Source organism: Pseudomonas sp. GL-B-19 (assembly GCF_019956415.1).
Classification (GTDB): domain Bacteria; phylum Pseudomonadota; class Gammaproteobacteria; order Pseudomonadales; family Pseudomonadaceae; genus Aquipseudomonas.
Genome location: NZ_JAHBDK010000064.1, coordinates 30,972 through 45,307, shown reverse-complemented (window position 1 = coordinate 45,307; position 14,336 = coordinate 30,972). Strand labels below are relative to the sequence as shown.

Below are 14,336 nucleotides of genomic sequence, written 5' to 3'. Positions count from 1 at the left end.
CGATTGCGGTCTAACAGACGCTGAAATTAAAGGACCTGACGCAAGAAGGCCTGAGCCCGTGGATCCTTCGGCGCATCGAAGAACTCGGCCGGCGAAGCATCTTCCAGCAATTTGCCGTGATCGAAAAACAGCACCCGATCCGCCACTTCCCGTGCAAAGCCCATTTCGTGGGTGACGCAGACCATGGTCATACCTTCCACAGCCAAGGTTTTCATCACGTCCAGCACTTCACCGACCATTTCCGGGTCCAGGGCCGAAGTCGGCTCATCGAACAGCATGACCTTCGGCTCCATCGCCAACGCCCGGGCAATCGCCACACGCTGTTGCTGGCCGCCGGACAGGCGCGACGGAAACTCGTGGGCCTTCTGTGCAATGCCGACCTTTTCCAGCAATGCCAAAGCCTTGGCCTCGCGCTCCTTCTTGCCGCGCTTGCGCACGACTTTCTGCGCCAGGCAGAGGTTTTCCAGCACGGTCATGTGCGGGAACAGGTTGAAATGCTGAAACACCATGCCGACTTCGCGGCGGTAGGCGTTCACGTCGGTCTTGGGGTCGGCCAGTTGCAGGCCGTCGATGCTCACCGAACCGGAGTCGAATTCCTCCAGGCCATTGAGGCAGCGCAGGAAGGTCGACTTGCCGGAACCGGACGGGCCGATCACAACCAGCACTTCACCCTTGGCCACTTGCGTGGTGACGTTATCCACCGCACGAACCACTTGTCCACGGGTGTCGAAGACTTTTACCAGATCGCGGACTTCAATCACTTTGCGCGAGCCTCCGCTCAAGCCGGCTGGCGACTTTCGACAGCGGCAGGTTGATCAACAGGTACAACCCGGCCACGCAGAACAAAATTTCGAACGGCGAGAACGAGGTGGTGATGACTTCGCGACCGCTTTTAAGCAGTTCGGTAATCGCAATCACCGAGACCAGCGAAGTGTCCTTGACCAGACTGATGAACTGTCCGGCCAAAGGCGGCAATACTCGCTTCAAGGCTTGCGGCATCACCACGTGGCGCATCGACTGGCCAGCGCTCAGCCCCAACGAACGCGCAGCCTCGTTCTGGCCCCGGGCAATGGACTGCACGCCAGACCGGATGATTTCCCCAACGTAGGCGCCGGTGAACAGCGACAGCGCAGCGATCCCGGCGAATTCCCGGGACAGGTTCATCACGGTGCCGATGAAGAAGTAGAAAATGAAGATCTGCACCAGCAGAGGCGTGCCGCGGACCAGTTCGACGTAAATCGTCGAAAGATCACGCAGGGTCGGGTTATTCGACAGCCGGCACAGGCCGGTGGCGAGGCCGATCAACAGGCCGAGAACGCCAGACACCACGGACAACCACAACGTCGTCCACAGTCCCCAAAGCAGTGGACCGGCGGCCCAATGTCGTGTCACGCCAATCACATCACCTTCGGCCACATCATCGCCTTGGGCGACTTGCAGGCTGTTGTCATCGACCGTCACGCGTTGCTCATCGCCCGCGTCGTTGCGCAGGGTGACTTCAGCTTTATCGCCTTTGCGCACCAGTTCGCTGACGGTCGAGATGTCAGCGGCGCGCTGGGACTCTTCGGCGTGGTAGGCGAAGTACTGCGGCACGCGGTTCCAGCGCCATTCGTAAGACATCAGCGAGGTGGCGTAATACAACGCGCCGGCCAGGCCGATCAGCACCAGCACGGTTAAAACGTGCCAGGGCCATTGGGCTTTTTTCTGTTTCATTGCAGGTTCCGGAATTTGTGTTGCCTGGGAGTCCGCCATCGCGGGCAAGCCCGGCTCCTACAGGGGATCGTGTGATCAACACTGTCCCTGTAGGAGCCGGGCTTACCCGCGATTGAAGCGACGCGGTCTGGCTGACCGGCCTTATTCCATGTCTTTCTGCCAGGCGGTGTCTTTGAACCACTTGTCATGGATGCGATCGTAGGTGCCGTCTTCGTGGATCTGGTGCAGGAAGTTGTTGATGAAGTTGATGCTGTCGTAGTCACCTTTCTTCAGGCCAAAGGCCAGCGGCTCGTAGGTGAACGGCTTGTCGAGAAACACCAGTTTGCCGGCGCCAACCTTGTTCACGGCCACCACGTTGTACGGTGCGTCATAGATGAAGGCGTCAGCCTTGCCGTTGACCACGTCCAGCACCGCTTCCTGCTCATTGTCATAGCCGTGGTACTGGGCTTTGGAGATCAGCTTCCTGGCGACCATCTCGCCGGTGGTGCCGAGCTTGGAGGTGATGCGGTAGTCGGCAGTGTTCAGGTCTTTATAGGACTTGATGGTGCCTTCCAGCTCTTTGCGGATCAGTAGCGTCTGACCGACCACGATGAACGGTTCACTGAAATTCAGGCGCAGGTTACGCTCCTGAGTCAGGGTCATGCCGCTGCCGATCATGTCGAACTTGTCGGTCATCAGGGCGGGAATAATACCGTCATAGCCGGTGGACACCAGTTCCAGCTTGACGCCCATGGCCTTGGACATGGCTTTTAGAATATCGACTTCGAAACCGATGATCTCGCCGCGCTTGTTGGTCATCTCGAACGGCATGTAGGTCGGGTCCATGCCGACTTTCAGCGTGCCGCGCTTGACCGCGTCATCGATGGCACCGGCCTGCGCCGCGCTGACTGCAACCAGCGCCGTGACGCCGACCAGCAGCATCGAGAGATACTTCTTCATCATCATGTCCCCAAAACCATTGCGGTGTGAGGCGCGCAAAACGGCGGTTTCCCTCAGGAAACGCACCCATACGGACAAAAATTATCCGGGCGCACCAATTCGGGGACGGATCCTAACGCACTCGCCCGTTTGCACAAGGGTTTGCAAACGATCAGACAAAAAAAGCCCCGCTCAATCAGCGGGGCTTTTTATCAGGCCAGTTGTGCTTGCGCACTCAGCGGCTTGAGCGGCAACAGCGGCGCGTGGGGATCGGCTTTCACCGATGTACGCCAGGCTTGCAGCCATTCGGGGTGACTTTCGCTCCAGATCTGCTCATGCAGTCGAGCCAATGCCACCGGGTCACTCAGCAGTTGCATACGCTCATTGTTGTTCAAGCCGTGAGGCCCGACTTTCAAGGCGTGACGAACCCGCTCTACCCGCAACCACTCGATCGGCTCGGCCTGACCGTGACGCGACGTCGCCAGCGAGCACGCCAAGGCGTTCTGCTGCGGGTCGACCACCGACCGGATGAAGCCGTCGTTCAGTGCGTGATAACGGTTTTCGTGGGTGTACTGGTCAGTGGCCAGCAACGCCTGTGGCGGATTGTATTCCTCGGGGATCAGGAACAGGCTCTCGTCACGGGATTTCAGGCCCAGACCGACACGGCTGGAGATCACCGACACCGGGATCGACAGCATCAACGAACCAACGATCGGCACCAGCCACCACAGGAAGCTCGGGTTCAGCCAGATCACCAGCAAGGCCCAGAAGAAGCCCAGCAAGGTCTGCGGACCGTGGCGTTTGACCGCTTCGCTCCATGGCGTGGAGTCGTCGTCACGTTGTGGCGAGTTCCAGGTCGCGGCCCAGCCGAGGAACGCGGCGAGGACGAAACGGGTGTGGAAAATCATCCGCACCGGCGCCAGCAGCATGGAGAACAGCACCTCCAGCAACATCGACAACGTCACCTTGAACTTGCCACCGAACTCTGTCGCACCTTTGGCCCAGATCAGGAGGATGCTCAACAACTTCGGCAGGAACAACAGCACGATGGTCGTGGAGAACAGCGCGACGGCCTTGTCCGGATGCCATTGCGGCCACAGCGGATAGAGCTGACGCGGTTCCATGAAGTATTGCGGCTCCATCAGCGTGTTGACCGCCAGCAGCGCCGTCGACAGCACGAGGAAGAAGAACCACAACGGCGCCGACAGATAAGACATCACGCCGGTCAGGAACACCGCCCGGTGAACCGGGTGCATGCCTTTGACCAGGAACAGGCGGAAGTTCATCAAGTTACCGTGGCACCAGCGACGGTCACGTTTGAGTTCGTCCAGCAAGTTCGGCGGCAGTTCTTCGTAGCTGCCCGGCAAGTCATAGGCAATCCACACGCCCCAGCCGGCACGGCGCATCAGCGCTGCTTCAACGAAGTCATGGGACAGAATCGCACCGGCGAAAGCGCCTTTACCCGGCAACGGCGCCAGGGCGCAGTGCTCGATAAACGGCTTCATGCGGATGATCGCGTTGTGGCCCCAGTAGTGGGATTCGCCCAACTGCCAGAAGTGCAGACCAGCGGTAAACAGCGGACCGTACACGCGAGTCGCAAACTGCTGCATGCGCGCATAAAGAGTGTCCATGCCCGATGCACGCGGCGCGGTCTGAATGATCCCGGCGTCCGGTGTGGCTTCCATCAAGCGCACCAGACTGGTCAGGCATTCGCCGCTCATCACGGAGTCCGCGTCGAGCACGACCATGTACTTGTAATCGCCACCCCAACGACGGCAGAAGTCGTCGAGGTTACCGCTTTTACGTTTCACGCGACGGCGACGGCGACGATAGAAGATCTTGCCGAAGCCCTTGGCTTCGCGACACACGTCCAGCCAGGCTTGCTGCTCGGCAACGCAGATGTCGGCGTCGTTACTGTCACTGAGGACGAAGAAGTCGAAGCGATCCAGGTCACCCGTGGCCGCAACAGACTCGAACGTCGCGCGCAAACCCGCAAACACCCGTGGCACGTCTTCGTTGCAGATCGGCATCACCAGTGCGGTGCGTGCGTCCTTTGGAATCGGTTCATTCCCGGCGCTTTTACCGGAAATGCGGTATTTATCGTGACCGGTGAGCAACTCGAGGAAGCCCATCAACGCGGTCCAGAAACCGGCCGACACCCAGCAGAACAGAATCCCGAACAGAATCAGGATGCTGGTTTGCAGCGCATACGGCAGCACCTGCGTGGCGGTTTGCAGCAGCGGTTGATGCAGCACTTCGTTGAGGTCGACAAACGACCAGCCCTGATACGGCATGATGCCTTTCATGTACCAGCCGGCCACGATGGTCTGGCCGAGCATCAGCACCAGCAGGATGTAGCGACGGATCGAACCCACGGTGCGCCAGCGGGCAGCCGGCAATACGCGTTCATCTTTCGGCGGAGCCGGCGGATTGGTGCGACCGGTCAGGCGACGCCAGCCACGCACCAGAATGTTGGTGCGCCACGGCTCCGGCACGACTTTGGTCCGACGGATCGGTGGGGTCGCCTTGAGGCAAACCCGACCGCTGGCGTCGACCGCCAGCATTTCCGCTTCTTCCAACTCTTGCGCCGTGTTCAGGGTCAAGCGACGGCCTACCGAGGCTTGGGCGGCCTCGGCAGGCGCGTCGAACGTTGAAGACGACAGACGCTGGTGCAGTTCGCTAAAGGACTGGCAGCCCGCGAGTTCCGCGCGCTGCTGGTCGGTCATCGGTAGATGCGCCAGATACTCGGCAAGCGTCTCTGGCTGTACTTGAGAATTACTCATCGGCAGGCAACTGGTAGCTCCAGGTCTCGGTCAGGACTTCTTCAGTCGGCGCCGATTCCGGTGTGGCTGGGGCCGCGTCGGCAGCAACAGGCTGCTTGGCGTCTTTGTTGGGCTTGTCCTTGGTATCTGCAACCGGCTTGGCATCGGCCTGTTTGGCCTCTGCTTGCTTGGCTTCCTTGTCGGCTTTTTCCTGCTGCTTGGCGGCAACCTTGTCGGCTTTGGCAACAGACGAATTCGACACTGGAAGCGATGTCTTGGCCAGGTCGGCCGGCACGATGTTTTGTACCAGTGCCGCACGCATTTCGGTGGCTTTGCCCGGGTCCTTGATCTTCATGCGCAGCGTCAGGCGCCAGCCCTTGGTTTCAGGGTTGTAACGCACGCTGTTCTCGACCAGTTCGGCGTTGTCACCCACGCTGACCTGGCTGCGAACGTCCGCATCCGCCGGCAAAGCCGCGAGGGACGGGCCTTCGAAGTCCACCAGATAAGCAACGCTACCGTCCGGCTGACGAATCAGGTTGGACTGTTTAACGTCACCGGTAGAACGCAGGGTCTGTTTGACCCAGGCGCTGTCGGGGGCGTGAATCGTGTCTTCGTCCATGGTCCAGTGCAGGCGATAGGCAACATCAAGCGGCTGGCCCGGCTCCGGCAGTTTTTCCGGGTTCCAGAAAGCAACGATATTATCGTTGGTTTCGTCGGCGGTCGGAATCTCGACCAGATCCACGGTACCCTTGCCCCAGTCACCCTTCGGCTCGATCCAGGCGCTTGGGCGCTTGTCGTAGCGGTCATCGAGGTCTTCGTAGTGGTTGAAGTCACGGCCACGTTGCAGCAAGCCGAAGCCTCGCGGGTTTTCGACCGAGAAGTTGCTCACCGACAGGTGTTTCGGGTTGTTCAATGGGCGCCAGATCCATTCGCCATTGCCGGCATGGATCGCCAGGCCGCTGGAATCGTGCAGTTCACGACGGTAGTTCAGCACTTTCGATGGCTGGTTGGCGCCGAACAGATACATGCTCGTTAATGGAGCGATACCCAGCTTGCCGACCTTGTCACGCAGGAACATCTGCGCCTTGACGTCGACAATGGTGTCGCTGCCTGGACGCAGGGTCAGGCGATAGGCACCGGTAGCACGCGGTGAATCCAGCAACGCAAAAATCACCAGATGTTTGTCGCCCGGCTTTGGCTGTTGAATCCAGAACTCGGTGAACCGCGGGAACTCTTCGCCGGATGGCAACGCGGTATCAATCGCCATGCCCCGAGCAGACAGACCATAGACGTGACCCTTGCCGACGACGCGGAAGTAGCTGGCGCCGAGCATGGTCATGATTTCGTCTTGCTTGTCAGCCTTGTTGATCGGGTACAGCACCCGGAAACCGGCATAACCCAGTTGTTCGGTGGCTTTAGGATCGAACTTCACGTCGCCGAAATCGAAACGACTAGGGTCGTACTTGATCTCTTCGACGGAGTTAGCCGTGATTTCGTTGATTTTCACCGGCGTATCGAAATGCATACCCTGGTGATAGAACGACAGCTTGAACGGGGTTTTCTGGTCCGCCCATTCTGCCTTTTCGGTCAGGAAACGAATTTTCTGATAGTCCGCGAATTTCATATCGCGGAACTCGTTCGGCAGGTTACTGCGCGGAGCTTCGTATTTTTGCGCGGCCAGCTCTTTTGCCTTGACCGACACATCCTCCAGATTGAATGCCCACAGCTGGCCGGCGCTGAACAGGCAGAGCAGTGCAGAGCCCGCCACCAGAGCGCTTCGGAACCGTTTGGCAGTCAATTTTGGTGCATTACAGGGACTAACAATCACGAGCAACCCTCGCCGAAAACAGATCAAAAAACCAACGGCCAGTTGAAGGGTCTGCACGGTCAACGGCATGAAAAAACCGACCTTGCAAACCACTCTTGCCAAGTTGGCGAGCATTGTTCCGACTCCGATGGGGCTAAATGATTCCCCAAACGGTCCAGGACAAGTCTCTACCTAAGTCAAAATGGACCAACGAACGCCGATCCCCGTAGCGCGCGATTATCTAGCAGGCCGCGTTACAACGCATCATGCGCAACAAAGTATTTCTCGCGAAAAACGCCTGTTTGCAGTCGAAAAGCCCTTAAAAAGTTGTTTCAAGTGCTTTCAGGTCTGTAACAGGAAGGTTACCGGGCCATCGTTGACCAGGTGCACCTGCATATCCGCGCCGAATCTACCTGATGCCACAGTGCCATGCACCTGTTTCGCTTTACCTAATAGATAGTCGAAAAGTTCCTCACCCAAGGCCGGAGGGGCCGCGGTCGAAAAACTCGGGCGCAGCCCGTTTTTGGTGTCGGCGGCCAAGGTGAACTGTGAAACCAGCAACAACCCGCCACCGACATCTGCCAAGGACAGATTCATCTTGCCCTCGGCGTCGCTGAATACCCGATAGTTAAGCAGCTTATTCAGAAGTTTGTCGGCACTGGCCCGAGTATCCCCGGGCTCGACGGCGACCAGTACCAGTAACCCGTGGTCAACAGCACCCACCACCTCCCCCGCTACCTCGACTCGCGCACCACGCACGCGTTGCAGCAGGCCCTTCATGCTTCTTCGGGCGGCAGATCGAGCAAGCGGCGCGCCATCTGGTTGGCGGCTCGCACCAGCGCATCGGTGATGCCCGGTTCGGAAGCGGCATGGCCGGCATCACGGATGACCTGCAACTCACTGTTCGGCCAGTTCTGGTGCAATTCCCAGGCATTGTCCAACGGGCAAATCACATCGTAGCGGCCGTGGACAATCACACCCGGCAAATGGGCAATCTTGCCCATGTCACGGATCAGCTGATTGGGCTTAAGGAAGGCATTGTTGGTGAAGTAGTGACATTCGATGCGAGCAATCGACAGCGCGCGCTGAGGCTCAGAGAAGCGATCAACCACCTGCGGATTCGGGCGCAGGGTCGCAGTCCGGCCTTCCCAGAGAGACCAGGCCTTGGCCGCGTGCATCTGGGCGATCTGGTCGTTGCCGACCAGACGTTTGTGGAAAGCGCTGAGCAAATCTTCGCGCTCGTCCATCGGGATCGGTGCAACGTAATCCTGCCAGTAATCAGGGAACAGGCGGCTGGCACCGGCCTGGTAGAACCACTCGATTTCCTGCGGACGGCAGAGAAATATCCCGCGCAGAATCAGACCGTGCACACGCTCCGGGTGGGTTTGCGCGTAGGCCAGCGCCAAAGTCGAACCCCACGAACCGCCGAACAGCACCCATTTGTCGATGCCCAGATGCTGGCGAATCCGCTCAAGGTCGGCGACCAGATCCCAGGTGGTGTTGTTTTCGAGGCTGGCGTGGGGGGTGGAGCGACCGCAACCGCGCTGGTCAAAGGTGACGATGCGATACAGGTTGGGATCGAAATACCGACGGCTTTGAGCATCACACCCGGCGCCGGGGCCGCCGTGAATGAACACCACCGGCAAACCTTCCGGTGAACCGCTTTCGTCGACATACAGCGTGTGGGTTTCGTCGACGGCCAGATCGTGCCGGGCGTGGGGTTTGATCTGCGGGTACAAAGTCTGCATTGCGCGCTCCGTAAGGGGTCGAGGTCATCCCTGGGGGGACTTCTAATATTCTGCCGTCCGGCATCATAAACCCGAATTACGTCAATGAGCATGTCCCGTGCAGCGTCACAACCTGTCAGCCAAAAACCCGAGCAGCGTTTCATAGAGTGCGTCGACCTCGGCGGCCTGAGTGAGCGCGCTCAAAAAGCCAAGCGGGACGGTGCGGCGTTCCGACAAACGCCCTCACCGCCCTCACCGCCCTTGCCACCGGGTTAGGCGTTGTAGTGGTTTTCACCCCAAGCCAGCAGCCCTTGCAGCAACTCCTTGAGCACCACTTGCGTCGGCGCAGCCAGGTCCGGGCGATAGCGGAACGGCTCGAACTCTTCCATATAAGTGCACTGCCCCAACTCCAGTTGCACGGCATGAATGTTCTCCGCCGGGTTGCCGTAATGCCGGGTGATGTGGCCGCCCTTGAAGCGGCCATTCAGCACATGGCTGTAATCGCCGTGGCGCGCGCAAATGGCTTCCAGCTGGCTGGCCAACTCAGGATCGCAACTGGCGCCATTGAAAGTGCCGAGATTGAAGTCCGGCAGCTTGCCGTCAAACAGGTGCGGGATGATCGAGCGGATCGAATGCGCGTCGAACAGCAACGCATAACCGAACTCGGCTTTCATTCGCGCCAGCTCGTTCTGCAAGGTGCTGTGATACGGCGTCCAGATCTGCTCCAGATAGGTCGCGCGTTCTTCTTTCGACGGCTCCAGCCCTTCGCGGAACAACGGTATGCCATCGAACAGCGTTGCCGGATACAGACCGGTGGTGGCGCCTACATATAAAGGCTTGTCGTCGGACGGCCGGTTCAGATCGATGACGAACCGCGAGTACTCGGCGGCCAGGGTGCTGGCGCCCAGTTCGGCGGCAAATTCGTAAAGCTGCGGGATGTGCCAGTCGGTATCCGGCAGGCTGCGGGCGTCGGGAATCAACCCGGCTTCGACCGCCGGGGTCAGGCGCACGCCAGCGTGGGGCATGCTGATCAGCAGCGGCACGCGGCCTTGTTTGAAGTTCAGAACCTTATCCACAACTGCTCTCCTAAACGCTTGTCTCGACGCCGTGACGCACGACGCGTTTTTCCAGGTCACCGCCCAGCCAGTACGACAGGTCGGCCGGACGATCAATTTGCCAGGCGACAAAATCCGCGACCTTGCCGGCTTCCAGCGAACCGTGGGTGTCGGCCATGCCCAGTGCAGTGGCGGCATGAAGGGTCGCGCCAGCCAAGGCTTCTTCCGGGGTCATGCGGAAACAGGTGCAAGCCATGTTCAGCATCAAGCGCAACGACAGCGCTGGCGAGGTGCCGGGGTTAAGGTCGCTGGCGATGGCGATTTTCACTCCGTGCTTGCGCAGGGCTTCCATTGGCGGCAACTGGGTTTCCCGCAGGAAGTAGAACGCGCCCGGCAGTAGCACTGCGACGGTTCCGGACTTGGCCATGGCGATGGCGTCGTCCTCGGTCATGAACTCCAGGTGATCCGCCGACAGTGCGTGATAACGTGCCGCCAGGCTCGAACCGTGCAGCGACGACAATTGCTCGGCGTGCAGCTTCACCGGCAATCCGAGTTCCTGTGCGGTGATGAACACCCGCTCGACCTGCGCGGGCGAGAACGCCAGGTATTCGCAGAAGGCGTCCACCGCATCCACCAGCCCTTCGGCCGCCAGGGCCGGGAGCATTTCGGCGCAGATGTGATCGATGTAGTCGTCGGCGCGATCGGCATATTCCGGCGGCAAGGCGTGGGCGGCCAGGCACGTGCTGCGCACGCTCACCGGCAGTTCGGCGCCGAGACGACGAATAACCCGCAGGATCTTGCGCTCGCTGGCCAGGTCGAGGCCGTAGCCGGACTTCATTTCGACCGTGGTCACGCCGTCGCGCATCAGGCTTTTCAGACGTTTGGCGGCGCTGGCGAACAGTTCGTCTTCGGTCGCCGCGCGGGTGGCGCGCACGGTGCTGGCGATGCCGCCACCGGCCGCGGCGATTTCCGCGTAGCTGACGCCTTGCAGACGCTGTTCGAATTCGCCGCTGCGGTTACCGCCAAACACCGTGTGGGTGTGGCAGTCGATCAGGCCCGGCGTTACCCAGGCTCCTTGCAAATCGTTGACGGCCGGGTATTCGCCCGCCGGCAGGTCAGCGCGCGGGCCGATCCACTCAATGAGCGCACCTGACGTCACGATGGCCGCGTCCTCGATGATCGAGTAGACGCCTTGTGCCATGGTTGCGACGTGGCAGTGTTGCCAGAGAGTTTTCATCCGTGGCCTCCGTTAGGTTATTGATGTGAAAAAGAAGGTTCCTGCTCTACCAGTGCCGCCTGGCCCGCCGCCGGTTTCACCCACGTCAGGTAGGCCAGCACCAGCAGCACGATCCAGACCACACCGACGATCAGCGCCGCCTGGGTGTCCGGGAAATAACCCAGCACGCCGAAAATGAACAGCATGAAGGCAATCGCCGCCATCGGCGCATAGGGCCAGAACGGTACAGGGAACTTCAGTTGTGCGACCTGCTCGGCACTCATGGAACGACGCATGGCCACCTGGGTACACAGAATCATCAGCCAGACCCATACCGTGGCAAAGGTCGCGATGGAGGCGATCAACAGAAACACGTTTTCCGGAATCAGGTAGTTCAACAGCACACCCAGCAGCAGCGCGGCACTCATCACCACCACGGTCATCCATGGCACGCCATTACGCGACAAACGGGCGAAGCCCTTAGGTGCGTGCCCTTGCTGGGCCAGACCGTACATCATGCGGCCAGCGCCGAAGATGTCGCTGTTGATGGCCGAGATCGCCGCCGAGATCACCACGATATTGAGGATGGTCGCCGCCGAGCTGATGCCCAGATTGTCGAAAATCTGCACGAACGGACTGCCCTGGCTGCCGATCTGCTGCCATGGAAAGATCGACATCAGTACGAACATGGTCAGCACGTAGAACAGCAAAATACGCAACGGTACGGCATTGATCGCTCTAGGCAGCACATGCTGCGGATCTTTGGCCTCACCGGCGGTCACGCCGATGATTTCAATCCCGCCGAATGCGAACATCACCACCGCGAACGAGGCGATCAGACCACCCACGCCATTGGGCATGAAACCGCCATGGCTCCAGAGGTTGCTGATATCGGTCGCTTGGGCGCCGGGGGCCGTGCTGATGCCGAACAGCATGATGCCGAAGCCACCCAGAATCATCGCGACGATGGCTGCGACCTTGAGCAGTGACAGCCAGAACTCCATTTCACCGAAGACCTTGACGTTGCACAGGTTCAAGCCGCCGACCACCGAAACGATGCCCAGCACCCAGATCCAGCGGGAGACTTCCGGGAACCAGAAGCCCATGTAAATACCGAACGCAGTGACGTCGGCCATGCCGACGATGACCATTTCGAACGCGTAGGTCCAACCGAGGATGAAGCCCGCCATCGGCCCCAGATAGGTGCTGGCGTACTGACCGAAAGAGCCGGCCACCGGGTTGTGCACCGCCATCTCACCGAGGGCGCGCATGACCATGAACACCGCTGCGCCACCGATCAGGTAGGCGAGCAATACCGCGGGCCCGGCCATTTGAATGGCCGAGGCAGAACCGTAAAACAGCCCGGTGCCGATCGCCGACCCCAGCGCCATGAAGCGAATATGTCGGGCAGAAAGCCCGCGTTTCAAACCTTTTGCTGGCTGTTGCATTTCTCGTCCTTAATTATTCTTATTCGACGCAAAATCGAATCGCCGGCAAGCCGGCTCCTACAGGGTTCATGCGATCCACTGTAGGAGCTGGCTTGCCAGCGAAGGCGCCCTTAGAGGCTAGGCAGCAACTTCGCCATCACCAGCTCGTTCAGGCAACGCGAGGCCAACAATTCAGTCGCCGCATTGATGTCCGGAGCAAAGAAGCGGTCCTTCTCATAAAACGGCACTTCGTTACGCAGGATGGCGCGAGCCTTTTCCAGTTTTGCCGAGCTCTTCAGGCCTTCACGCAAGTCCAGGCCCTGAGCCGCCGCCAACCATTCCACGGCCAGAACACCGCGAGTGTTTTCCGCCATTTCCCACAGGCGCTTGCCCGCCGCCGGGGCCATGGACACGTGGTCTTCCTGGTTCGCCGAGGTCGGCAGGCTGTCCACCGAATGCGGGTGCGCCAGGGCCTTGTTCTCGCTGGCCAGTGCCGCTGCAGTCACCTGAGCGATCATGAAACCGGAGTTCACGCCACCGTTGGCCACCAGGAACGGCGGCAGTTGCGACATGTGCTTGTCCATCATCAGCGAGATGCGGCGTTCGCTCAGGGAACCGATTTCAGCGATGGCCAGCGCCATGTTGTCAGCCGCCATGGCCACTGGTTCGGCGTGGAAGTTACCGCCGGAAATCACGTCACCTTCAGCGGCGAACACCAGCGGGTTGTCGGAGACGGCGTTGGCCTCGATAGCGAGCACTTCGGCGGCCTGACGGAACTGAGTCAGGCAAGCGCCCATGACTTGTGGCTGGCAGCGCAGGGAGTAAGGGTCCTGGACCTTTTCACAGTTTTCGTGCGAGTCAGACACTTCACTGCGCTCGCCCAGCAGGTCGCGGTAAGCGGCAGCGGCGTCGATCTGGCCTTTCTGGCCACGGGCGGCGTGGATGCGTGCATCGAACGGCGAGCGCGAGCCCAATACCGCTTCAACGGTCAACGCGCCCAGCGCAACAGCGCCAGCGAACAGGTCTTCGCCTTCAAACAAACCGCGCAGCGCGTAAGCGGTCGACACCTGAGTGCCGTTGAGCAGCGCCAGGCCTTCTTTTGCGGCCAGGGTCAGCGGGGTCAGACCGGCGATTTTCAGCGCTTCGGTGGCTTCCATCCACTCGCCTTTGTAGCGGGCCTTGCCTTCACCCAGCAGCACCAGCGACATATGGGCCAACGGTGCCAGGTCACCGGAAGCACCGACCGAGCCTTTCAACGGGATGTGCGGGTAGACCTCGGCGTTGATCAGCGCGATCAGCGCGTCGATGACCACGCGACGAATACCGGAGAAACCACGGCTCAGGCTGTTGACCTTGAGCACCATGACCAGGCGCACCAAGGCGTCGCTGATCGGCTCGCCGACACCGGCGGCGTGAGACAGAACCAGCGAGCGCTGGAGGTTTTCCAGGTCTTCGCTGGCGATGCGGGTCGAGGCCAGCAGGCCGAAACCGGTGTTGATGCCGTAGGCGGTGCGATTCTCGGCGAGGATCTGCTCTACACAGGCAACGCTGGCTTCAATCTGTGCCGAGGCGCTGTGGTCGAGGGTCAGTTTCACCGGTTGCTGATAGACATCACGCAGTTGGGCGAGGCTCAGTTGGCCGGGAATCAGGTTTAGGGCTGTCATTTTGTGCTCCTTTTGAGAGTTGTTAATGCTCTCTGTTTAGAGAGGCA

At 60.0% G+C, this 14,336-nt stretch carries 11 protein-coding genes; all 11 read right to left on the bottom strand.

The genetic code is table 11. From position 1 onward, the window contains the following. Window positions 1-26 precede the first annotated feature (26 nt). Window positions 27-761, bottom strand: a complete 735-nt coding sequence (locus KGB06_RS23220) for an amino acid ABC transporter ATP-binding protein (protein WP_223519905.1) — start codon at window positions 759-761, stop codon at window positions 27-29. Further along, window positions 754-1,713, bottom strand: a complete 960-nt coding sequence (locus KGB06_RS23215; protein ID WP_223519903.1) for an amino acid ABC transporter permease — start codon at window positions 1,711-1,713, stop codon at window positions 754-756. The genes KGB06_RS23220 and KGB06_RS23215 overlap by 8 nt, the downstream gene beginning before the upstream one ends. Window positions 1,714-1,854: 141 nt before the next feature. Continuing rightward, window positions 1,855-2,652, bottom strand: a complete 798-nt coding sequence (locus KGB06_RS23210; RefSeq protein ID WP_223520190.1) for a transporter substrate-binding domain-containing protein — start codon at window positions 2,650-2,652, stop codon at window positions 1,855-1,857. Between the two features lie 191 nt (window positions 2,653-2,843). Continuing rightward, complete coding sequence (mdoH, locus tag KGB06_RS23205; protein ID WP_223519901.1) at window positions 2,844-5,414, bottom strand: glucans biosynthesis glucosyltransferase MdoH; 2,571 nt, start codon at window positions 5,412-5,414, stop codon at window positions 2,844-2,846. Next, window positions 5,407-7,221: a glucan biosynthesis protein G gene (locus tag KGB06_RS23200; protein WP_223520188.1), complete on the bottom strand. Its 1,815-nt coding sequence runs from the start codon at window positions 7,219-7,221 to the stop codon at window positions 5,407-5,409. Before KGB06_RS23200 ends, mdoH begins: the two co-directional genes overlap by 8 nt. A 321-nt stretch (window positions 7,222-7,542) precedes the next feature. Further along, entirely contained in the window at window positions 7,543-7,980 is a 438-nt protein-coding gene (gene dtd, locus KGB06_RS23195) for a D-aminoacyl-tRNA deacylase (RefSeq protein WP_223519899.1), read from the bottom strand. Further along, on the bottom strand, window positions 7,977-8,948 hold the full coding sequence (gene pip / locus KGB06_RS23190; protein WP_223519897.1) for a prolyl aminopeptidase: 972 nt from the start codon (window positions 8,946-8,948) through the stop codon (window positions 7,977-7,979). The genes dtd and pip overlap by 4 nt, the downstream gene beginning before the upstream one ends. 251 nt (window positions 8,949-9,199) lie before the next feature. Continuing rightward, the gene (gene hutG / locus KGB06_RS23185) at window positions 9,200-10,003 is read right to left on the bottom strand and encodes an N-formylglutamate deformylase (protein ID WP_223519895.1); all 804 of its coding nucleotides are present in this window, start codon (window positions 10,001-10,003) and stop codon (window positions 9,200-9,202) included. 10 nt (window positions 10,004-10,013) lie between these two features. Further along, window positions 10,014-11,219: an imidazolonepropionase gene (gene hutI / locus KGB06_RS23180; RefSeq protein ID WP_223519894.1), complete on the bottom strand. Its 1,206-nt coding sequence runs from the start codon at window positions 11,217-11,219 to the stop codon at window positions 10,014-10,016. Window positions 11,220-11,236: 17 nt separating this feature from the next. Then, complete coding sequence (locus tag KGB06_RS23175; protein WP_077432302.1) at window positions 11,237-12,646, bottom strand: amino acid permease; 1,410 nt, start codon at window positions 12,644-12,646, stop codon at window positions 11,237-11,239. Window positions 12,647-12,756: 110 nt separating this feature from the next. After that, window positions 12,757-14,289, bottom strand: a complete 1,533-nt coding sequence (gene hutH / locus KGB06_RS23170) for a histidine ammonia-lyase (protein ID WP_223519892.1) — start codon at window positions 14,287-14,289, stop codon at window positions 12,757-12,759. Window positions 14,290-14,336: the final 47 nt, after the last annotated feature.

Excerpts from the sequence above, each read along its gene's own strand:
- KGB06_RS23215 (WP_223519903.1), bottom strand. The coding sequence starts at position 1,713 with ATGAAACAGAAAAAAGCCCAATGGCCCTGGCACGTTTTAACCGTGCTG.
- KGB06_RS23210 (WP_223520190.1), bottom strand. The coding sequence starts at position 2,652 with ATGAAGAAGTATCTCTCGATGCTGCTGGTCGGCGTCACGGCGCTGGTT.
- mdoH (WP_223519901.1), bottom strand. The coding sequence starts at position 5,414 with ATGAGTAATTCTCAAGTACAGCCAGAGACGCTTGCCGAGTATCTGGCG.
- dtd (WP_223519899.1), bottom strand. The coding sequence starts at position 7,980 with ATGAAGGGCCTGCTGCAACGCGTGCGTGGTGCGCGAGTCGAGGTAGCG.
- pip (WP_223519897.1), bottom strand. The coding sequence starts at position 8,948 with ATGCAGACTTTGTACCCGCAGATCAAACCCCACGCCCGGCACGATCTG.
- hutI (WP_223519894.1), bottom strand. The coding sequence starts at position 11,219 with ATGAAAACTCTCTGGCAACACTGCCACGTCGCAACCATGGCACAAGGC.
- KGB06_RS23175 (WP_077432302.1), bottom strand. The coding sequence starts at position 12,646 with ATGCAACAGCCAGCAAAAGGTTTGAAACGCGGGCTTTCTGCCCGACAT.
- hutH (WP_223519892.1), bottom strand. The coding sequence starts at position 14,289 with ATGACAGCCCTAAACCTGATTCCCGGCCAACTGAGCCTCGCCCAACTG.